Below are 20,933 nucleotides of genomic sequence, written 5' to 3' on the forward strand. Positions count from 1 at the left end.
GCTGAGGATACGTGTCGCATGCCGTTCTCAACGGTAAGTGACAGTAATCTGTCGGAGTCTCTGCGTGCTGGCGCCAGTAGGTGAAGATGCTGACGTGTCCCGGCGTTGCCGCGCTCTTCCGGGAGCGCTGGCGGCTGACCGGGTTTGCCCCCTGAGGTGAGGGAGGGCCGGTGACCTCGGCGACGCTTCTGAGCCCTGCGACGATACCCCCGGAGTCCACTCCGGCGGGGTCCCGGAGCGCGTCCCGGGCGCTGCAGCGCACCTATGTGCGTGGCCTGCTCGCCCTGGACACGGTCGTGCTGGGACTCGCGGTGGTCTGTGGCTACCTGCTGCGGTTCGGCGCCGACGAACCGCGCGGTTCGGGCGTGCTCTACCTGTTCGTGGCCCCCGGCCTGGTCCTGGCCTGGCTGTCCTCCCTCAAGGTGCTGCGCTGCTACGACGACCGGGTGCTCGGGTACGGTGCCGACGAGTACCGGCGGGTGGTCTCCGCCAGCCTCCGGCTCGCCGGTGCGATCGCCATCACCGGTTACGTGGCCAACCTGGACGTCTCCCGGGGCTTCCTCGCCATCTCCTTCGCGGTCGGCACCCTCGGCCTGGTGACCGCCCGGTTCGGCGCCCGCAAGCTGCTGCACCGCGCCCGGTCCCGGGGCGGTGGCTGGTCCCGCCGGGTGCTGGTGGTGGGCGACATCGCACACATCCTGGAACTGGTGCACACCCTGCGCCGCGAACCGTACGCCGGCTACCAGGTGGTCGGCGCCTGCATCCCGGACGCGCTGCTCGCGCCGGTGCCGCAGCGCCTCGGCGACGTGCCGGTGGTCGGCTCGTTCCGGGCGATCCCGGACGCCGCGGCGGCGATCGGGGCGGACACGGTCGCGGTCACCGCCTCCGGCGAGCTCACCGCCACCCGGCTGCGCCGGCTCGGCTGGCAGTTGGAGGGCACCGACATCGATCTGGTGCTGGCTCCGGCGTTGACCGACGTGGCCGGGCCGCGGATCCACACCCAGCCGGTCGCCGGCCTGCCACTGATCCACGTCGAGGCGCCGGAGTTCCGGGGGGCCCGCAAGCTGATCAAGGGCTTCGTCGACCGTGCGCTGTCGCTGGCCGCCCTCACCATCGCCTCGCCGGTGCTGCTCCTGATCGCCCTGGTCATCAAGTTGGACAGCAAGGGGCCGGTGATTTTCCGGCAGATCCGGGTCGGACAGGGCGGCCGGGAGTTCGGCGTCTACAAGTTCCGCACCATGGTGGTGAACGCCGACGCCCTGCTGGCCGAGTTGGCGGCGCGCAACGAGACCGACGGGCTGATGTTCAAGATGCGCGACGACCCGCGGATCACCCGGGTCGGCCGGTTCCTGCGCCGGTGGTCGGTGGACGAACTGCCGCAGCTGGCCAACGTGCTGTTCGGGCACATGAGCCTGGTCGGGCCGCGCCCGCCGCTGCCGTCCGAGGTGGCCCGCTACGACGGTGACGTGGCGCGCCGGCTGCTGGTCAAGCCCGGCATGACCGGCCTCTGGCAGGTCAGCGGCCGGTCGGACCTGAGCTGGGAGGACGGCATCCGGCTGGACCTCTACTACGTGGAGAACTGGTCGCTCGCCGCCGACCTCACGATCCTCTGGAAGACGGTCGGCGCCGTGCTCGGCAGCCGCGGCGCCTACTGACCGGCCGGGCGGTATCCGACGGATCAGCGCGGCACGATCGTCAGGCGATGCCGGCGGCCGGCGCGGGTTCGGTGTGGGCGGTCAGGGGCGGGCGGGGTTCGTCCACGGCCGGCCAGCCGCCGGACCAGACCCCGCGCTGTGCCCAGACCACGTTCCAGTCCACGCCGCGCGCCCGGCCGCGCCCCAGCACGCGCTGCCCCAGCGCCCGCAGCCCCACCCCGGCGGCGAGCAGGCCCAGTCCGAGCCGGGCCCGCGGCGCCGACCAGTGCCGACGCAGGTAGGTCGCCTTACCCCGGAGGATCTTCACCCGCTGCCCCTCGGAGCTGGACGAGGCCCCACCGACGTGCATCACCGCCGTACCGGGGTTGAGCAGCGGTCGGGCCCCGGCGGCGCCGGCCCGGGCGCAGATGTCGATGTCGTCGCTGTAGAGGAAGTACTGCGGGTCGAATCCGCCGAGCCGGTTGAAGAGCTCGCGGGTCACGAACATCAGGCAGCCGGAGACGGCGGGCACCTCGCGTACGCTGCGCCGGTCGTAGTCGGGCAGCCCTTCCGGGTTGGCCCACCGCCGCCCGGGGAAGGCGGTGGAGAGTCCGCTGGCGAAGGTGAACTGGCTCCACAGCGTCGGTAGACCCCAGCAGGAGTAGGTGTCGTCCGTACCGTCGGGGTTCAGGGTGCGACCGGTGTAGAGGCCGTGTCCCGGGTGCTGCCCGGCGAAGATGACCAGCTCGGTCACCGGGTGCCCGACCGGCGTGGTGTCCGGGTTGAGCAGCAGCAGGTACTCGCCGGTGCTGGCGACCGCGCCCCGGTTCACCGCCCGGCCCCACCCCACGTTCTCGGCCAGCCGGATCAGTCGGACCTCCGGGAAGGCGGCGGCGATGGCCCCGGCCGAATCGTCGGCCGACGCGTTGTCGACGACGGTCACGTCGAAGGTCACGTCCGGCGTCCGGCTGGCCAGTAGTGACCGCAGGCAGTTCAGGGTCAGTTCGCGGGTGTTGTACGAGACGATCACCACCGAGGCGTCCGGCCGGTTCATCGCGACTCTCCCGGCCGGGCCTCGGACCGGTCGTCGGCGGCCTCGGCGCCGGCCGTCGGTGCGGCCCGCCGCTGTCGGGGCAGCGGGGAGATGGGTGGTCTGGTGAGCGGGGGCGGTGGCGGGGGCGGCGCCTGGCCCCACCGGGTCTGCAGGCTCTCGGTGAGCAGCCGGACCGCGAACGGTACGTCGTGCAGCAGGTACCGGCGGGCGAGCCGGCGGGGCTCGGCGATCAGCCGGTGCGCCCATTCCAACCCGGTTCGCTGCATCCAGAGCGGGGCCCGTCGGTGCACCCCGGCCACGAAGCCGATCGCCGCGCCGCAGCCCATGAACCAGGCATTGGGCAGCAGCGGGCGGAGCCGGGCGATCAGCCGTTCCTGCTTGGGGAACCCGAGGCCGACGAAGACCAGATCCGGGCGGGCCCGGGCGACCTCGGCGCAGATCGCCGTCATCTGGTCGGGCCGGGTGTCGAAGCCGAACGGTGGGCTCATCCGCCCGGCCACGGTGAGCCCGGGGAAGGTCCTGCGCAGTACCTCTTCGGCCTGGGCCGCCGTGCCCGGTTCACCGCCGAGCAGGTAGATCGAGCGCTGCTGCTCGGCGAGGGCGCCGCTGAGGCTCCAGATCAGGTCGGAACCGGGCACCCGGGCCGGTAGCGGGTCACCGGCCAGCCGGCTCGCCCAGATGAGCGGCTTGCCGTCGGCGACCACGATCGTCGAGGAGGCGACGTGCTGATGCGCCTCCGCGTCCCGCCGGACTCGACGGAGAATGTCCACATTGGGGGTTATTATCTGTCCGCCGTGCCCGGCCGACAATGCGGTGACGACGTGTCGGACGACATCCTGCTCATAGACAGGATCGAATCCGACTCCACATAGTGAGACGCGCTTTTGGTGTGGGGCAACGGTTTCCTGAGGCAGGCGCACAGCGAATGACATTACCCGGGCGGGTTTCGGCGGCAAGGCCACGAACGGACAGCTTCGGCCGGACCGGGTGCGGTGGGGCTCCGCCCTTTTGACTGGTTGAGGTAGCCTGGATCGGCTGGCAGCATGGCCGCGTGCAGTTCAATGGCGACGAGGAGTCCGGCATCGACCGCGAAAAGGCCGGCATCGACCGCGAAGAGATCGTTTCTGGTGTGACGGAGATCCTTCCCGGTGAGGCAAGGATCAGCGTAATCATGCCGGCTTTCAATGAAGGTGTCGGCATTGGCGACACCTTGCGCGCGATGACCGAATCACCGCTTTTCGGGACAGACCTGCAGGTCATCGTGGCTGCCAACGGCTGCACGGACGACACCGTCCAGATCGCGCGCTCCTTCGGCGTACAGGTGGTCGAGGTGGCCGAGGCGTCGAAGCCGGCGGCGTTGAACGCCGCCGACCCAATCGCCACGGGATCGGTGCTGATCTATCAAGATGCCGACAGTCGGGTCGACGCGGGGGTGCTGCGGCGGCTGGCGGCCGCCGTGGAGCGGCCCGGGGTGGAGGCCGCTGTTCCGCATCCTGAGATCGACGTCAGCGGGAGCGGTTGGCCGGTGCGGGCCTTCTACGCGATAAACGCGCGGCTGCCGGTGTTCCGTGGCCGGCTCTTCGGCCGGGGTGTGATCGCCATCTCGCGCACCGCGCGGCAGCGGTTCGACCGCTTCCCCGACATCACCGCCGACGACATGTTCCTCGATGCGGTGGTGGCCGCCGACGAGAAGGTCGAGATCGACGACCCGGTCCGGGTGCGGGCGCCCCGGCGGCTCGACGACCTGATCCGGCGGGTCGCCCGGTCCCGCGACGGCAACGACGAGTTCTGGCGCTTCGTGGCGGCCACCCCACCCGGCTACGACCTGCCGGCCGACCCGGTGCCCGGACCCAGCGCCTGGTCCTGGCTGCGGGACGTCTTGCTGCGGGCGCCGTGGTTGTTGCCGGCCGCGGTCTGCTACGTCGCGGTGGTGCTGCTCGCCGAGCGTCGGCGCCGGGCCCCGGACTGGAACGTCCGGTCCGGCTGGGGTCGGTCCGCGCCCTCCGAAGCGTAGTCCCGCCGTCGATATTCGCGGTTCACGATCAATTCTTCCGGTGCTTTTGTGCCATGTCCGATCTCGACCCTTTGTGGTCCGGGACGGCTGAATTGCACACTGCGGTGCCCGCGGCGTTTGGTCCGTTCCGATCTGATTGCTACGCTTGAGGCACTGGTCGGCGATGTCGCCAACACCTCACCCGAACCGCACTTTTGTCGAATCTCTTTCACCTCTCGGGCACGGAAGTCGGCGAACTCCGGCACTGCCTTACGAGTCTCTTAAGTATCTTGGGGACCATTGTTCTCTGCGGTACCGTCAGCCGCGGCGAGTGGCACGTAGTGACTGTTTCGTGCCAACGCATCCGAACTGGGGAGGTTCCACCCCGTCTTCATTGTCGGGGTGGGTTAGCAGGCACCTGACGCTGAAGGGTCAGAAACTCGTGGATAGCCAGCAATCTCCCAAGAGACACCCATCCCGACGAAACTCATTGTCCGATTCGCCGCCGGCAGCATCCCGCCCCCGCTGGTGGCACGGTTCCCACCGGCGCTACGGCCCCCGGCGGGGTCGGCTCGTCTTCGTCGTCTCGACCGCGGTGAGCCTGCTGGCCGGAACCGCTGTGGTGACGGCGTTCGCCGACGGCGCCTCGGCGGACACCTATTCGTTCTTCGCCGACACCGACGTCTCCCGGGTGACGACCGATCCGGATACCAGCCCCGTCGAGCTCGGACTGCGCTTCGAGGCGGACGGACCGGGCTCGCTGACCGCGGTCCGGTTCCTCAAGGCCCGCGGTGACCGGGGCAGCCATCCCGTCACGGTCTGGTCCGGCGACGGTCGCCGGCTGGCGAGCGGCACGTCGAGTGGTGAGTCGCAGTCCGGCTGGCAGCAGGTCGAACTGGCCGAGCCGGTCCGGATCGAGGCCGGTCAGCAGTACGTCGTCTCGTACCACACCAGCCGCTACCGGGTGGCCGAGAACTTCTTCACCCGGCGGCCGGTCACGGCGGGACCGCTCAGCACGGTGGGCGCCGCCGGGGTCTACGCGTACGGCGGTGGCGGGTTCCCGACCGAGGTCTACCGGGCCAGCAACTACTGGGTGGACGTCGTCTTCAAGCCGGCGGCCGACGAGCCCACCGCGCCACCGACCACGCCACCGGCCGGTACGCCAAGCGCCACCCCCGGCGCGTCGCCCACCGCGTCGCCGACCCCCGCGCCGACGGCAACCTCGGGCCGTCCCGTTTCGCTGCCGCTGCCCCGGGTGCCCTGGGAGGGCGGGCCGTCGTACTACCGCGCGTTCCCGGCGGCCCAGCGGTCGGGCTGGACCGATCCGTCCTTCTTCCCGATCGGCGTCTGGTACGAATCAGTGCTCAGCCAGGAGGATGTCGACCGGGACAAGGCGGTCGGACTCAACACCTACGTGATGTTGACCGACAACTCCCAGGTCGAGATCATCCGGCGGAACGGCATGTCCGCCATCATTCCGCAGCCCTTCAAGAACCGCGGCGACGAGAGTGTCGGCTGGATCCTCGGCGACGAGGCGGACATGTGGGGCGGCCCCGGAAACGGCACCTGGACCGGCAACTACCCCGGACAGGGGCCGATCTGCACCAACACCCGCGAGGGTTGCGGCCTGGACGTGATGCGGCGCGAGGCGGCCTCGATACCGGCGGGCGAGACCGGCCTGCGGTACGCGAACTACGGCAAGGGCGTGATGTTCTGGCAGTCGGACGACGACGCGGGCAAGTTCGTCAACGGGTTCAGTTCGGTCGTCTCCAACGACATCTACTGGTACACCGACCCGCACGTCTGCTCCGCGCCGGCCGAGGGCCCGTCGCGGGGCGTGACGAGCCGGAACTGCCGGCGAGCCGCCAACTACGGGCTGACCATGGAGCGGATGCGCGAGCTCGACGCCATGGACGGCAAGCGTCAGCCGGTGTGGGCCTTCATCGAGGTGGGGCACCCGTTCACCGAGGATGACGCGCCGACGATCAACGGCAACCAGATCGCCGGTGCGGTGATGAGCTCGCTGATCCACGAGGCCCGCGGCATCCAGTACTTCAACCACAACTTCGGCGGCCCGTGCATCTCCCAGCACGTGCTGCGGGACCGGTGCGGAGAGGCCATCCGGCCGGCGGTCACCGAGCTCAACAAGCGGATCGCCGCGCTGGCGCCGGTGCTGAACACCCAGTCCTACGCATGGGAGTTCAACGCCGGACTGGACACCATGCTCAAGGCGTGGGACGGGTCGTTCTACGTCTTCGCCATGCTGGGGTCGAAGACCGCGACCGGTTCGCACCGGCTGACCCTGCCGGCGGAGTTGGCCGGCAGCCGGGCCGAGGTGCTCTTCGAGAACCGGACGGTACCGATCTCCGGCGGCGCGATTCAGGACAACTTTGCGGCAGAATACACATACCACATCTACAAGATCACTCCGTAACGGATTGGTTGATCGGGTCGGATTCGCGGGCCGAATGGACGTTGGTCGACGTCCATTCGGCCCGCGCCGTTGCCGTACGCCTTGCCTGCGGCGCTGCCCGGCCGGGCCGACCCTGCCGGTGAGCCGACCGCCGCGGCGTCGTTGACCGCCCCTCGCGCCGGCCGACACGCCTCTGGCCTGCGCGGATCGGGCTCCGGAGCGCTCAGGTGCGGCCGGGCCGGTGAAGTGGTCGCCCGGCCCAGCGGGTCAACGGGAGAAGAGGCCGGGGTGCCGGGCCGCTGTCCGGAGACCGTCGGCGGACTTGCGGGGGAGGGTTCCTCGACTGGACACTGGTCGCAACTCTGGCGGGCTGGCGACAGCCTGGCCGGCTTCCTGTTGCCGCTCCGCGTTTTCGCCGCTCAGTAGTATGGGCGACGCGACCTGACTCCGCCGCCCCGAGAGAGGACAGCAGTGGACTTTTGGGATCTTACCAAGCTGCTGTTTCGGCGCTGGTATATCGCAGTGCCACTGCTGCTGCTCTCCGTCGGAGCCGCGGCGTGGACCGGTGTCTCGGTCCAGCCGGACTATATCTCGACCTCCTACGTTCAGTTGATCCCTCCCACGAGTGTCGAAGAGTCGGTCGAGGAGGGCGCGGAGGCGACCCGCGGGCCGCGCAACCCGTGGCTGGAGCTGGGCCTCGGTTCGCTGAGCCGGGCGGCCGCCCTGACCGTGCAGGACCAGGCGGTGCTCAAGCAGCTGGATGCCGAGGGGTTCAGCGAAAATGTGATCATCACGCGGGACGACCAGCAGCCGATCATGACCATCGAGGTGATCGCGGACAGCAAGGAGCAGGCGACCGAGACCTCCGAGGAGATCATCCGGCGGCTCTCCGCGAGCATGGACGCGTTGCAGGCCGACTACGGGGCGAACGAGGAGAGCTTCATCACCGCCCGGCGCCTGGACCGTGGCGACAACATCGAGGTGGCCAACTCCAAGGTGAAGCGGGCGATGGTCGCGGTGGGCGGGGTCGGGGTCCTGCTCAGCGCCGCGCTCACCATCGGAATCGACGGGCTGCTGCGGCGGCGGCGGGTCAAGCCGGCCGCCGACCCCGCCGGCCCGACCGGCACGCCGCGGGAGTCCGAGGGGGTCAGCCTGCTGGACCAGCGGCGGGCGCGACCGCAACCCAGCGGCGCCGCCCAGGTCCAGCCCCTCAACTCCGGTCACGTCAACTCGGGCTACCTCAGCCCCGGTCCCGCCCAGTCCGGTAGCTCCGGGTCCGCGCAACCCGTCAACGGCGGTCGGGCCCAGTCCGGCAACGGCGGGCGGGCCCAGCCGGTCAACGGCGGCTCGCCCGCCCCGTCCGCGGGAACCGCAGCCGGGGCCGCCGGTCAGTCCGCGGGAACGGCCGGCCAGCCCGCCGGCCAGTCGGAGTCCGGCGCGCGCTGGAGCGGGATGCCGGCGCCGGGCGCCTGGCCGCCGCCACCGTCCGGGTCCGGCGTACCGGTGACACCCGGCCCCGGCCGGGGTGAGCCCGACTCGGACATCGAGAAGACGGCCGTCATCGGCGTGGTGCCGCCCGATGACGCGACGATCATCCTGCCGACCCCGAGGGGCAACGCCGACCCGCGCGCCTCGGCACCCGAGCAGCCCGAGAACGGGAGCAGGATCAGGTGATCCCGTCCGGGCTGCACCCGGCGGACCTCGAACCCTCCTGGGTCGGTGCGCGGACCTACGTGACCCGGCGCAGACTGACTTTGCTCGATGCGCCAACCATGTTGTCGCTCATGATCTGCCTGCTCACCCTCCTGCCGGCGCACCTGATCGTGCCGGGAATGACGGACCTGGCCCGGCCGGCGTTGATCGTGGCGCTGCTGATGTGGTTCTGGTGGATGACCGCGCGGCTCAACTCCCGGCTGGTACTCACCGGTCCGCAGCCGATGCGCTGGGCCGTACTGGCCTTCCTCCTGTCGATGCTGCTCTCGTACGCCATCGGTTTCATGCGTGGGCTCACCACCATGGAGATGAACTCCGCGGACCGCTGGATGCTCACCGCCGCCACCATCGCCGGGGTCATCCTGTTGACCGCCGACGGAATGCCGAACTGGCAACGGCTGGAGGGCGTGCTCCGGGTATTCGTCTACTGCTGTGCCTTCGTCGCGGTGATCGGGCTGATCCAGGCGTTTCTCTACCTCGACCTCACCCAGTACATGCGGGTGCCCGGCCTGGAGATGAAGGGCTGGATCGTCGGCCTGGAGGTCCGGGGTGGCGGGGTCCGGGTCCCCAGCACCACCTTCCATTACATCGAGTTCAGCGTTTTGATGGCCACCGCGCTGCCGTTCGCCATCCACTTCGCCAGGTTCGCCGCCAGCTCCCTGGGCCGCCAGATCTTCGCCATCTCCGCCTTCCTGATCGCGGCCGCGATTCCGGCGACCATGTCCCGGACCGGATTCCTCTCCCTCGCCATCGTGCTGCTGATTCTGATGCCGACGTGGGGGTGGCGACTCCGCTACAACATGATGGCGATCGGCGGCGCATTGCTGGCCGGCATGGTGGTGGCGAAACCAGCTCTGGTGAGCACCATTTCGACGATGTTTCTCGGTGCCAGTTCCGATCCGAGCATCACTTCTCGGACGGAGCGGTACGAAATGGTCGGCTACTATTTCAGTCAGCGTCCCTGGTTTGGTCGCGGTACCGGAACGTGGGTTTCTCCGCAATATCAGTATCTCGACAACCAGTGGTTCGCCTTCGCCCTCACGAATGGTCTGGTCGGCGTTGCGGTCCTCGCCGGGCTTCATCTGACAGCCCTCAGTCTGGCGCTGATCGCCCGTCGGCGGGTCGCCGGCGAGCGCGAGCGGCACCTCTGCACGATCCTCATCGCGGCGCAGGTCGTGGCCATCGTCGCCGGCTTCACGTTCGACTCGTTGAGCTTCAGCACCTACGCCACCGTGCTGTCATTCATGGTTGGTCTATGTGGCGCAGTGTGGCGTCTTACTCACCCTGCCCTAACGGTTCGGACCTCAACACCTCGGTGGTTCGAAAGCGACCCGGCATCGTTTGACGACCGTTCACAGATGGTGCGCGGCTGACCACGACCCAACGGATCCCCGGCATGCCCGAAGGGTGGAGTCGGGTGTGGCCGGGACGCGCAGATGGGCGTATGTGTGCCCGATCGTGAGCTGGACTCGCACTGGTAACGTCAGTGTTCTGGGGTTTGGGGAGACTCCTGGGCATTTCGCGTTGCGCGATCCTGGGAAGGATTTCAGTGAAGGCGTTCATCTCGCAATCCATCGATGGGCTAAGTGCGCGGCGAGGCAGCCTCGTCGCGGTTGCAGTGTTGCTGGGTACCCTGGCGATCGCCATGCCGGCCGCGTCCGCGGCAACCGACCCGTGCGTCACGCCGATCAACGTGATCGCCTGCGAGAACAGCAAGCCGGGCACCCCGAAGTCGGTGTGGGACGTCTGGGGCGTCGGCGACCCGTCCATCCAGGGCTTCGCCACCGAGATGAGCGTCGATGTCGGTGACCCGATCGGCTTCAAGGTGCTGACGGACGCCTCCGCGTACACCGTGAAGATCTACCGGCTGGGCTGGTACGACGGCGACGGCGCCCGGGAGTGGGCGACCCTCAACCCGGCCACCCCGCTGGCGGCCAACTCGGACGAGGACTGCGTGCACGCACCGGACACCCAGCTCTACGACTGCGGCGCCTGGCAGGTCGGCGCGACCTGGAACGTGCCGATGAACGCCGTCTCCGGCGTCTACATCGCCCGGCTGATCCGCTCCGACACCGGCGGCGACAGCCACATCCCGTTCGTCGTCCGCAACGACGCCAGCACCTCGAAGATGGTCTTCCAGACCTCCGACACCACCTGGCAGGCCTACAACACCTACGGCGGCGCGAGCTTCTATGAGGGCGCCCAGCCGGTCCTGCGTGCCTACAAGCTCAGCTACAACCGCCCGTTCGCGACCCGCACGGTCGGCAACGGGCGGGACTACCTCTTCGCCAACGAGTACCCGATGATCCGCTTCCTGGAGCGCAACGGCTACGACGTCAGCTATATCAGCGGTCTGGACTCGGACATCAGGGGCCAGTTGCTGCTCAACCACGAGATCTTCCTCTCCGTCGGGCACGACGAGTACTGGTCGGCCCAGCAGCGCACGAACGTCGAGGCGGCCCGCGACGCCGGTGTCCACCTCGCCTTCTTCACCGGCAACGAGGTCTACTGGAAGACCCGGTGGGAGTCGAGCGTCGACGGCACCGACACCGACAACCGGACACTCGTCTGCTACAAGGAGACCTGGGCGAACGCGAAACTCGACGACGGGAACGCCTGGACCGGCGTCTGGCGGGACTCCCGGTTCCCGGGCGAGGAGGTGCTGGAGCCGGAGAACTCCCTGGTCGGAAACCTCTACATGGCGAACAACACCGACCTGGCCATGCAGGTCCCGGCGGAGCAGGGCAAGCTGCGGTTCTGGCGCAACACCCGGGTGGACGAACTCGCCGTGGGGCAGACCGCCACCCTCGCCCCGCACACCGTCGGCTACGAGTCCAACGAGGACCTCGACAACGGCTTCCGGCCGCCCGGCACCTTCCGGCTCTCCACCACCGTCGGACCCACGCCGGAGTACCTGGTCGGCTACGGGCCGACGGTCGAGGCCGGCGAGACCACCCACCACATGACCCTGTACCGGGCGGCCAGCGGGGCACTGGTCTTCGGCGCCGGGACCATCCAGTGGGCCTGGGGTCTGGACGAGGTCCACGACGGGGGCTCCGGCGCCCCCGCCGACGAGGCCATCCAGCAGGCCACCGTCAACCTCTTCGCCGACATGGGGGTGGCGCCGACCACCCCGATGGGGTCGCTGATCGTCACCGGCGCCTCCACCGACGTGCTGTCGCCGACCGCCACCATCACCTCGCCGGTCGCCGACCAGTCCGCGACGCACGGTTCCCTGGTCACCGTGCAGGGGACCGCGACGGACGCCGGCGGCGGCGAGGTCGCCGGGGTGGAGATCTCCACCGACGACGGCGAGACCTGGCACCCGGCGACCACCGGCACCACGTCCTGGACGTACGAGTTCCACACCAGCGACATCGCGGCGCACACGCTGCTGGCCCGCGCCGTCGACGACAGCGGGAACCTCGGCGCCGCCTCGGCCCCGGTCCAACTCGTCGTCACCGGCCCGTACAGCCTCTTCGGGCAGCGGGTGCCGAAGAACCCGGCCTACGTGGAAACCGTCGGTGGGGAGCCGCTGGATCCCCAGCCGACCGTCGAGCTCGGGGTCCGGTTCGAGCCGCAGATCGACGGCCTGATCACCGGCATCCGGTTCTACAAGGGACCGGGCAACGCCGGCGTGCACGTCGGCAAGCTCTGGTCCAACGGCGGCACCGAGCTGACCCGGGTGACCTTCGCCGGGGAGAGCGGCAGCGGCTGGCAGACCGCCAACTTCGCCACCCCGGTCCCGGTCTCCGCCGGAACGAGCTACGTGGCGTCGTACCTGGCCCCGCAGGGCAACTACGCCAGCGACGCGGCGTTCTTCAGCCAGGCCGACCACCAGTCCGGGCCGCTGGTGGCGCCCCGCTCCGAGCCGGCGGCGGGCAACGGACTCTTCCGCTACGGCGGCGGCTTCCCCAACCAGTCCTACGGCGGCGCCAACTACTACGTCGACGTGAACTTCGTGACCGCCGAGAACGCGCCGCCCTCGGTCTCCGCCACCAGCCCGACCGCGAGTGCGTCGAACGTGCCGGTGGACGCCACCCCGGCGGCGGTCTTCTCCAAGGCGGTCGACGCCGCCACGATCGAGTTCGACCTGACCGACGGCGACGGCGTCGCGGTGCCGGGCACGGTCTCCTACGACGCTCCGACCCGGAAGGCCACCTTCACGCCGGCCGCGGAGTTGACGCAGATGACCACCTACACCGCCACGGTGACCGCCGAGGATCTCGGTGGCGATCCGATGGGCGCGCCGTACAGCTGGTTCTTCACCACCAGCTTCTCCGACGACGTGGTGACCCTCTTCGCGCCGGACGCGGCGCCGGTGGTCGCCTCCTCCGGGGAGAACGATCCGGTGGAGCTCGGTGTCCGGTTCGTCCCGGCGACGAACGGCGAGATCCTGGGGCTGCGCTTCTACGCCGGGCCGGGCAACGTCGGCAACCAGGTCGGCCGGCTCTGGCCGGCCGGTGGCGGCACGCCGCTGGCCGAGGTGACCTTCCCGGAGTCGAGCACCCCCGGTTGGCAGACCGCGGCGTTTCCGAACCCGGTGCCGGTGACCGCCGGTACCACCTATCTGATCTCGTACTACGCCCCGAACGGCAACTACGCCTTCGACTCCGGGTTCTTCGCCTCGTCGTGGACCCGGGGACCGTTGACCGCACCGGCGGGGGACAACGGCGCCTACCGGTACGGGTCCGGCGGCGGATTCCCCGTGGACAGCTACCAGTCCGCCAACTACTGGGTCGACCCGCTGTTCCTGCCCGCCGGGGGAGTGGGTCAGGGACCGAGCCCCACCGCCGGTCCGACCCCGACCCCGAGCCCGGAGCCGAGCCCGACCCCGGGCCCGACCCCGACGCCGACCCCTACCCCGACGCCCACGCCGACCCCGACGCCCACGCCGAGTCCGACCGGTACGCCGCTGCCCTCGGTGAGCATCTTCGGCGAGCAGGACGTGCCGCAGAGCGCCAACTGGGCGGACAACGACGCGGTCGAGGTGGGCGTCCGGTTCGAGACCGACGTGGCCGGTCTGGTGACCGGAGTCCGGTTCTACAAGGGACCGGAGAACACCGGGGTGCACCGGGGTTCGCTCTGGTCGGCGGCCGGGATCCGGCTGGCCACCGCGACGTTCGCCGACGAGACCGGTTCGGGCTGGCAGACGGTGACCTTCGACCAGCCGGTCCCGGTGCTCCCGAACACCACCTACGTCGCGTCGTACCACACCACCGTCGGGCGGTACGCGGTGACCGCGAACCAGTTCACCGACGGGCTGAACCGCGCACCGTTGCGCGTACTGGCCGGTGGTGGGGCATACCACTACGACCCGTACGGCTGGGTATTCCCCGGCCATTCCGCGAACCACAATTACTGGGTTGATGTCGTGTTCACGCCTGATTCCTGACGGCGCTCCGGCTAGCCTGGTAAACCGTCATGGCGCCTGCCGGTCGACCACCTGGTCGGCCGGCAGGCGCTGACGGTGCCCGCTCCGCGCCACCAGATCCGTCGACCCCCCGCCGCCGATGCCGATCGGAAGGATCGAATTGCGCATCCTGACCTGCCTGCACACGATGGAGATCGGTGGCAGCCAGATAAACGCGATCGAGATCGCGGCGACGGTTGCCGGTCTCGGGCACGAGGTGATCATTTACGGCCCGGACGGCGACCTGTGTCAGATGGTCGCCGAACTGGGCCTGGAATTCATCGAGGCGCCGCCGAAGGGCACGGCCCCGTCGCCCCGCAACGTCGCCGCCATCCACCAGGTGGTACGCCGGCGCGGGGTGGACCTGGTGCACGCGTACGAGTGGGCGCCGGCGGTGGAGACGGCCTACGGCGCCTACCTGCGGCAGGGCGTACCGCTGGTGGTGACCGTCCTGTCGATGGAGGTGCCGGCCTGGATTCCCCGGCACCTGCCGCTGATCGTGGGGACCGAGGAGATCGCCGCCGCCGAGCGTGGCCGCCGCCGGGAGGTGCACGTCATCGAGCCGCCCATCGACACCGACGCGAACGCCCCGGTGGCCGACCCCGGCCCGGCCCGGCGCCGGTTCGGGCTCGACCCCGCCGACCTGGCGGTGGTCTCGGTGTCCCGGCTGGTTCCGGCGCTCAAGCTGGAAGGGCTGCTCAGCGCGGTCCGGGCGATGGGGCAGCTCGACCCGGCGTTGCGGGCGCGGCTGTTCATCGTCGGCGACGGGGAGTCGCGGGCGCAGCTTGCGGCGCTGGCCGACCAGGTGAACGCCGACCGGGGCGCCGAGGTGGTGACGCTGACCGGGGCGATGCTGGACCCCCGGGACGCGTACGCGGCGGCCGACATCGTGATCGGGATGGGGTCGTCGGCGCTGCGGGCGCTGGCCTTCGGCAAGCCCACCGTGGTCCAGGGCGAGCGCGGCTTCTGGCTCCCGTTCACCGCACAGAACCTGCCGGTCTTCCTCAACCAGGGCTTCTACGGCCTCGGCGATGGCAGCGACGGCACCGCGACGATCGCGGCCGAGTTGGACCGGCTGGCCCGCGACCCGGCCGGCCGCGCCGAACACGGTGCCCTCGGCCGGCGGCTCGTGGTGGACCGCTTCAGCCTGCAGGCCGCCGGCCGCCGGCAGGCGGAGATCTACCGGCAGGCGCTGCGAGCGCCACTGGGGTTGTCCCGCCGGGCGGGCGCGCTGGCCCATCCCACCGCACACCTGATCAACTTCAAGGCGCACCTGGCGGGGCAGCGCCTCGGGGTCCGCCGGCCCGCGGTCAGCGCCGACCATGACGGCTGAGGTCGAGGCGCCGGTCGGCGCCCGGGTCAAACGGGCGTTGGCCTGGAGCACCCTCAACAGCATCGCGCTGCGGATCGGCAGCCTCGGGCTGGGCGTGCTGCTGGCCCGCATCCTGGCCCCCGAGGAGTTCGGGGTCTTCGCGGTCGCGCTGACCATGCAGACCATCGTGATCGCCCTCGCCGACCTGGGGATGAGCGCGGACATCATCCGGCACGGGGTGCACGGGCGGGCGGCGACCGTCACCACCATCTCGGTGCTCACCAGTGCCCTGCTGGCGCTGGGGATGTGCCTGGCTGCGGGCGGCGTCTCGGCCGCGATGGACAGCCCGCAGGCCGCGCCGGTGGTCCGGGTGATGTCGTTGACGCTGCTGCTCAGCGGCCTCTCCGTGGTCCCGTACGCGATGATGCAGCGGGATTTCCGGCAGCGCGCCCAGCTCGGCCTGGACACCACCAGCCTGGTGCTGAGCACGGTCGTCACGGTCGGACTTGTCATGCTCGGCCTGGGCGCGATGGCGCTGGCGATCTCCCGGGTCGTCGCGCAGGCGGTGGTCACCCTGCTGCAGTTCCTGCTCACCCGCACCCGGCCGACGTTCGGCTTCGACCCCGAGGTCGCGCGCAGCCTGCTCCGGTTCGGCGTGCCACTGGCCGGGGCGAACGTGCTCTCCTGGGTGGTGATGAACGTCGGCCACCTGAGCATCGGCACCGCCGCCGGCGCACTGATGCTGGGCCTCTACACCCTCGCCTTCAACATCTCGACCTGGCCGATGAGTGCGCTCGGCGTGGCGATCCGGGCGGTCGCGCTGCCGGCGTTCGCGGCGGTCGCCGACCGGGACCGCAAGGCCGCCGGGTTCGTCTCGGCGGTGGCGCTGACCTGGACCGTCGCGCTGCTGGCCGGGGTGCTGCTGGCCGGGCTGGCCACCGTCGTGGTGCCGCTGCTCTACGGCCAGCGCTGGTCGATGGCGGCCCAGGCGCTGGTGGGGCTGGCGTTCTTCGGCGCGTTCCGGGTGCTCTTCGACCTGGTGGCGACCTTCCTGATCGCGGTCGGCGCGAGCCGGGCGCTGCTGGTCGCGCAGGTGGTCTGGCTGGCCGCGCTCTTCCCCGCGGTGATCTTCGGCGTCCAGCGCTACGGCCTGACCGGGGCCGGGGTGGCGCACGCGCTGGTCTGCCTGCTCGTCATCCTGCCGCTCTACACGGTGGCGCTGCGGCGCTACCGGGTCCGACCGGGCCGGCTCGCGGTGGCGCTGGGCGTACCCCTGCTCACCGCCGGACCCGCGCTGGCGGTCGGGGTGCTCGTGGTCCGGACCGTGCCGGGAGCCGCGTGGCAGGTGCTCGGCGCCGCGGCGGCGATGACGGTGGTGCTGCTCGGGCCGCTGCTGCCCTGGCTGCGGCGGCGGTTGCGGGAGCTGCAGGCGGCCGGGCGGAACCCGGTCGAGGACGCCGAGACGATCGTGCTGCCGGTCGCCGGCCCAGCCACCGATCCGGCCGGACCGGTCGCCGGCCCCGGTCCGGGTCCGGGGCCGGAAGTGGCGGTGCCGGCGCGATGAGCGGGCCGGCTGGCGAGACGAGAGGGGCGGACAGTGCTGGGTAGCGCGACGACGCGATCGCTGATCCCGCGGACCCGGGTGCCGGCGCCGGTACCCGAGCCGGCGGCCGTCCGGGTGCCGCGGGTCTCGGTGATCATCCCGTGCTTCAACTACGGGCGCTTCCTGCCGGAGAGCGTCGGCAGCGTCCTGGGTCAGGCCGGGGTCGAGCCCGAGGTCATCGTCGTGAACGACTGCTCGACCGACGACACAGCCGAGGTGCTGGCCCGCCTCGGCCGCGACGAACCCCGGCTGGTCGCGGTCCACAACCGGGAGAACCACGGACCCTGCGTCGCGTACAACGACGGGCTCGCGGTGGCGACCGGGGAGTTCGTGGTACGGCTGGACGCCGACGATCTGCTCACCCCCGGTTCGCTGGCCCGCGCGGTCCGGCTCTTCGACCACTTTCCTGAGGTCGGGCTGGTCTACGGTCCGCCGCAGCACTTCCACGGCGCGGTCCCCGAGCCGGCCAGCGCCGAGGTGACCGGCTGGACGATCTGGTCGGGCGCGGACTGGGTGGCCGAGCGGTGCCGGCGCGGGGTCAACTGCATCACCACCCCGGAGGCGGTGATCCGGTCGTCGGTCTACGCGGAGATCGGCCCGTGGGACACCCGGATGCGGTACGCCTGCGACATGGAGATCTGGATGCGGGCCGCCGCCGTGGCCGACGTGGGCCGGACCGACGGCTGCGTGCAGGCGCTGCACCGGGAACACGCGGCGAGCGTGAGCGTGACCGCCGGTGCCGGCCGGATGACCGACCTGGTCGAACGCCGGATCGCCTTCGACGTGCTGTTCGAGGGGCCGGGCGGGAAGCTGCCCCGGGCCGACGAACTGCACCGGAGCGCGCACCGGGCGCTGGCGGTGGAGGCCCTGGAGTCGGCCTGCCACGCCTACGACCGGGGCCGCACCGACGTGGAGCCGGTCGACCGGTACGTCGAGTTCGCCCTGGAGACGTACCCGCAGGCCCGGCAGTTGCCCGAGTGGCAGGGCCTGATCCGCCGGCAGCGGGTCGGGCCGCGGCTGGCGCCGCTGGTGCCGGGCTTCGCCGCCAGCGTGGTCCGCCGGCGGCTGCGCAACGACGCCCGGCGCCGCACCTGGCTGCGGCACGGCATCTGACGGCGGCGCCGACCCTACCCGGGCGGGGCCGGCAGCAGCGGTCGGTAGAAGGCGGCCAGGTCGTCGCGGAGGCCGGCGCGGGTGTAGCGGGCCAGCACCGCTTCCGAGGCGGCCCGCGCGCGCTTGGCCAGGCCGACCGGATCGTTGTCGTAGCTGGTGCAGGCGTCCTCGACCGCGCGGGCGAACGCGAGCAGGTCGCCGTCCGGGGCCGGCGAGCAGTACGCCTCGTCGAAGAATTCCCGACCGGCCAGCCCCGAATAACCGACCACGTACGCGGCGCAGGCCATCGCCTCGGCCGGCGGCAGTCCGAAACCCTCGCGTTCGCTGAAGCTGAGGAAGATCGCGCTATCCCGCAGGATCTGCGCGACCTGTTGCTCGGTGCGCCCGGCGATCTGCGTCACCGTCCAGCCGCGCAGAATCCCACGCGAACCAAGAATGTGCAGGAGTTGCTCCCGCTCGGCGGCCCGCCGGTGCCCGACATAGACGATTTGGCGCTGGCGGGGCCAGTTACCGGCGGTGAAAACGGCGGGGTCGATAACGTTGCGGGTCAGTTGTACCGGAATCGCCGGGAAGGCGTAGCGGAGCAGATCCACGTTGTCGTCTGAGACGGCCAGCAGGGCGATCAACCCGGGCAGGTTCGCGTACGGAGCACCGGGGGTGGCCGTCGAGTAGGGGATGTGGTCGAACGTGTCGTACGCCCGCTGGTTGAAGACCACCACCCGCGGCCCGGCCGGCATCCCGGCCAGGCCGGGGCCGTACCACTCGGGCACCACCAGGATGTCCTCCGGGCCGAGGACGGCCGCGCCGGCGCCCACCACCGGGGTGTGGTTGCTGAACCATTGGCAGCGGAAGCCGGCCGCGTGATGCATCACAAATGCCCGGAATCCCATTTCGTTCAGGATATCCACATGGCGGTAGATGACCCGTACCCCGCCGGACGGCTGGTCGTTGTCGGGCGCCAGATAGTACACGGTCGCCGGTTGCGGTTGCGTCCCGGCGACCGTGAACCGGGGTACCTGGCGGCCGCGTACATCGGCCGCCGCGAGACGGGCCCGGACGAATTCACGGGCCTGGTTCAAATTGCGTGGGAACACCGACGCTCCGGTTCGACGAGGGGGCCTATCGACTGGTCTTCGGGGCCGACTGGCGGGTGAGTTTACCTCGCTTCGGTCAGGTGGCCCCGGCAAGGGCGCTGCTACTATCGGACTTCGCAACCAGTCGCGAAACGATCACCGTTTCGTCCGCCCGTGCGGAGAGGGATACATGGCCGTACCGAATGGTGTCAACGGTATCCGCCGATCGGGTCGACGCACCACCGTTGTCGCCATCGCGGCGGCCCTCGTCCTGCTGGCCGGGTTCGCCGCCGTCCGGTTGCTCGGTTCGGACCGCTCGGCGGAGTCCGGCGGCGCGCCGGTCACGCCCGGCGGCGTGGCGACCACCGGCGGAGCCGGCGCCACCCTGCGCCCGGTCGACGGCGGTCCGGACTTCTACTCCCGGTTCTCCCCGTCCCTGCCGGCCGACCCGTCGTTCTTCCCGATCGGGGTCTGGCTGGAGAGCGTCACCGACCCGGCGGACACCGCGAAGGACAAGGCGGCCGGCCTGAACACCTACGTCGAGTTGACCGCCAACAGCGACCCGGCGCTGGTGCGGGCCGCCGGCATGCACACCATCACCAGCCCGATCGGCAGCCACGGCCCGGAGACGACCGGCTGGTTCATCTCCGACGAGGCCGACATGTGGGCCGGCCCGGGCGACGACGCGTGGACCGGGAACTACCCCGGCCAGGGCGACATCTGCGCGCCGGCGGACGGCCGCTGCGGATACACCGTCCAGCGGGAGGCCAGCGAGCGCCTCCCGGCCGACAAGCGGCTGCGGATGACGAACTACGGCAAGGGCATCTCCTTCTGGCAGAGCGACACCGAGGCGGGCCGGTTCGTCAACGAGTTCGGCGACGTGCTGTCGGTCGACACCTACTGGCTGACCGACGGCGCGATCTGCGGGTTCAGCGAGGGCGGCCGGTTCTTCGACGAGGACCTGCTGGTCTCCGCCGACGGGGCGGACCGGCTGCCGCCCGAGCTGTGCCACCGGCCGGCGAACTACGGGCTGACCATCGACCGGGTCCGGTCGCTGGTCGAGCCGGCGGGCAGCAAGCCGGTCTGGAGCTTCGTCGAGGTGGGTCGGCCGTTCAAGGAGGACCACTACCCGAAGGCCGAGCCGGAGCAGATCGTCGCCGCGGTCTGGAGCAGCCTGATCCACGGCGCCCGCGGCATCGTCTACTTCAACCACAGCTTCGGCGGCGAGTGCGTCAGCCAGCACGCGCTGCGGGAGGAGTGCTACGCCGAGGTCCGGGCCGCCGTGACCGGGGTCAACGGCCGGATCAGGAAGCTGGCGCCGGTGCTGAACGCGCCGTACGCCGACGGGGTGGCCTCGGTCAGCACCGGGGTCGACCTCGCCACCAAGTGGTACGACGGCCACTTCTACCTGCTCGCCGGGTCGGCCGGCGACCCCGTCGAGAACGCCACCTTCAGCCTGCCCTGCGTCGGCACCCACCAGGTCACGGTGCTCGACGAGAACCGCACCATCGCCGCCCGCGACGGGACCTTCACCGACTCGTTCGCCGACGGCAACGCCGTCCACGTCTACCGAATCGACGGCGGCTCCAGCTGCGGGGCCTACTGAGCCGGA

13 protein-coding genes are annotated in these 20,933 nt (G+C 70.7%); 10 read left to right on the forward strand and 3 right to left on the reverse strand.

The features are described 5' to 3' along the window. Positions 1–188: 188 nt before the first annotated feature. A complete protein-coding gene (locus O7627_RS06130) occupies positions 189–1,655 on the forward strand; it encodes a sugar transferase (protein WP_278098177.1) in 1,467 nt (488 codons plus the stop codon). A 40-nt stretch (positions 1,656–1,695) separates the two neighbouring features. Here the strand turns inward: O7627_RS06130 and O7627_RS06135 are convergent, their stop codons facing one another. Both O7627_RS06135 and O7627_RS06140 read right to left on the reverse strand, forming a co-directional pair. Further along, complete coding sequence (locus O7627_RS06135; protein WP_278092524.1) at positions 1,696–2,688, reverse strand: glycosyltransferase family 2 protein; 993 nt, start codon at positions 2,686–2,688, stop codon at positions 1,696–1,698. Next, complete coding sequence (locus O7627_RS06140) at positions 2,685–3,458, reverse strand: WecB/TagA/CpsF family glycosyltransferase (RefSeq protein ID WP_278092525.1); 774 nt, start codon at positions 3,456–3,458, stop codon at positions 2,685–2,687. The genes O7627_RS06135 and O7627_RS06140 overlap by 4 nt, the downstream gene beginning before the upstream one ends. A gap of 359 nt (positions 3,459–3,817) precedes the next feature. Between O7627_RS06140 and O7627_RS06145 the strand changes: the two genes are divergently transcribed. The 8 genes from O7627_RS06145 to O7627_RS06180 all read left to right on the forward strand — a co-directional run bounded on the left by O7627_RS06145 (position 3,818) and on the right by O7627_RS06180 (position 18,248). Next, a complete protein-coding gene (locus O7627_RS06145; RefSeq protein WP_278098178.1) occupies positions 3,818–4,702 on the forward strand; it encodes a glycosyltransferase in 885 nt (294 codons plus the stop codon). Positions 4,703–5,171: 469 nt separating this feature from the next. Next, entirely contained in the window at positions 5,172–7,115 is a 1,944-nt protein-coding gene (locus O7627_RS06150) for a DUF4082 domain-containing protein (protein ID WP_278092526.1), read from the forward strand. 588 nt (positions 7,116–7,703) lie between these two features. Next, the gene (locus O7627_RS06155; protein ID WP_278092527.1) at positions 7,704–8,768 is read left to right on the forward strand and encodes a hypothetical protein; all 1,065 of its coding nucleotides are present in this window, start codon (positions 7,704–7,706) and stop codon (positions 8,766–8,768) included. After that, the gene (locus O7627_RS06160) at positions 8,765–10,180 is read left to right on the forward strand and encodes an O-antigen ligase family protein (RefSeq protein WP_278092528.1); all 1,416 of its coding nucleotides are present in this window, start codon (positions 8,765–8,767) and stop codon (positions 10,178–10,180) included. Before O7627_RS06155 ends, O7627_RS06160 begins: the two co-directional genes overlap by 4 nt. A 272-nt stretch (positions 10,181–10,452) precedes the next feature. Further along, entirely contained in the window at positions 10,453–14,202 is a 3,750-nt protein-coding gene (locus O7627_RS06165; RefSeq protein ID WP_278092529.1) for a DUF4082 domain-containing protein, read from the forward strand. A 139-nt stretch (positions 14,203–14,341) separates the two neighbouring features. Beyond that, positions 14,342–15,553 carry a glycosyltransferase family 4 protein gene (locus O7627_RS06170; RefSeq protein WP_278092530.1) on the forward strand — a complete coding sequence of 404 codons (1,212 nt, stop codon included), beginning with the start codon at positions 14,342–14,344 and terminating at the stop codon, positions 15,551–15,553. Next, positions 15,543–17,096: an oligosaccharide flippase family protein gene (locus tag O7627_RS06175; protein ID WP_278092531.1), complete on the forward strand. Its 1,554-nt coding sequence runs from the start codon at positions 15,543–15,545 to the stop codon at positions 17,094–17,096. The genes O7627_RS06170 and O7627_RS06175 overlap by 11 nt, the downstream gene beginning before the upstream one ends. A gap of 33 nt (positions 17,097–17,129) precedes the next feature. Next, positions 17,130–18,248, forward strand: coding sequence for a glycosyltransferase family 2 protein (locus O7627_RS06180; protein WP_278092532.1), 1,119 nt, complete (start codon positions 17,130–17,132; stop codon positions 18,246–18,248). Between the two features lie 14 nt (positions 18,249–18,262). Here O7627_RS06180 and O7627_RS06185 read toward each other — a convergent pair whose 3' ends face one another. Beyond that, complete coding sequence (locus tag O7627_RS06185; protein ID WP_278092533.1) at positions 18,263–19,138, reverse strand: glycosyltransferase; 876 nt, start codon at positions 19,136–19,138, stop codon at positions 18,263–18,265. Between the two features lie 373 nt (positions 19,139–19,511). On the opposite strand from O7627_RS06185, the gene O7627_RS06190 reads away from it, so the two are divergent. Then, on the forward strand, positions 19,512–20,927 hold the full coding sequence (locus O7627_RS06190; protein ID WP_278092534.1) for a hypothetical protein: 1,416 nt from the start codon (positions 19,512–19,514) through the stop codon (positions 20,925–20,927). The last annotated feature ends 6 nt before the right edge of the window (positions 20,928–20,933 follow it).

Origin of the sequence: Solwaraspora sp. WMMD1047 (assembly GCF_029626155.1) — a bacterium.
In the GTDB taxonomy this organism is placed as follows: Bacteria; Actinomycetota; Actinomycetes; order Mycobacteriales; family Micromonosporaceae; genus WMMD1047.

Excerpts from the sequence above, each read along its gene's own strand:
- O7627_RS06135 (WP_278092524.1), bottom strand. The coding sequence starts at position 2,688 with ATGAACCGGCCGGACGCCTCGGTGGTGATCGTCTCGTACAACACCCGC.
- O7627_RS06165 (WP_278092529.1), top strand. The coding sequence starts at position 10,453 with ATGCCGGCCGCGTCCGCGGCAACCGACCCGTGCGTCACGCCGATCAAC.
- O7627_RS06175 (WP_278092531.1), top strand. The coding sequence starts at position 15,543 with ATGACGGCTGAGGTCGAGGCGCCGGTCGGCGCCCGGGTCAAACGGGCG.
- O7627_RS06185 (WP_278092533.1), bottom strand. The coding sequence starts at position 19,138 with ATGGGATTCCGGGCATTTGTGATGCATCACGCGGCCGGCTTCCGCTGC.
- O7627_RS06190 (WP_278092534.1), top strand. The coding sequence starts at position 19,512 with ATGGCCGTACCGAATGGTGTCAACGGTATCCGCCGATCGGGTCGACGC.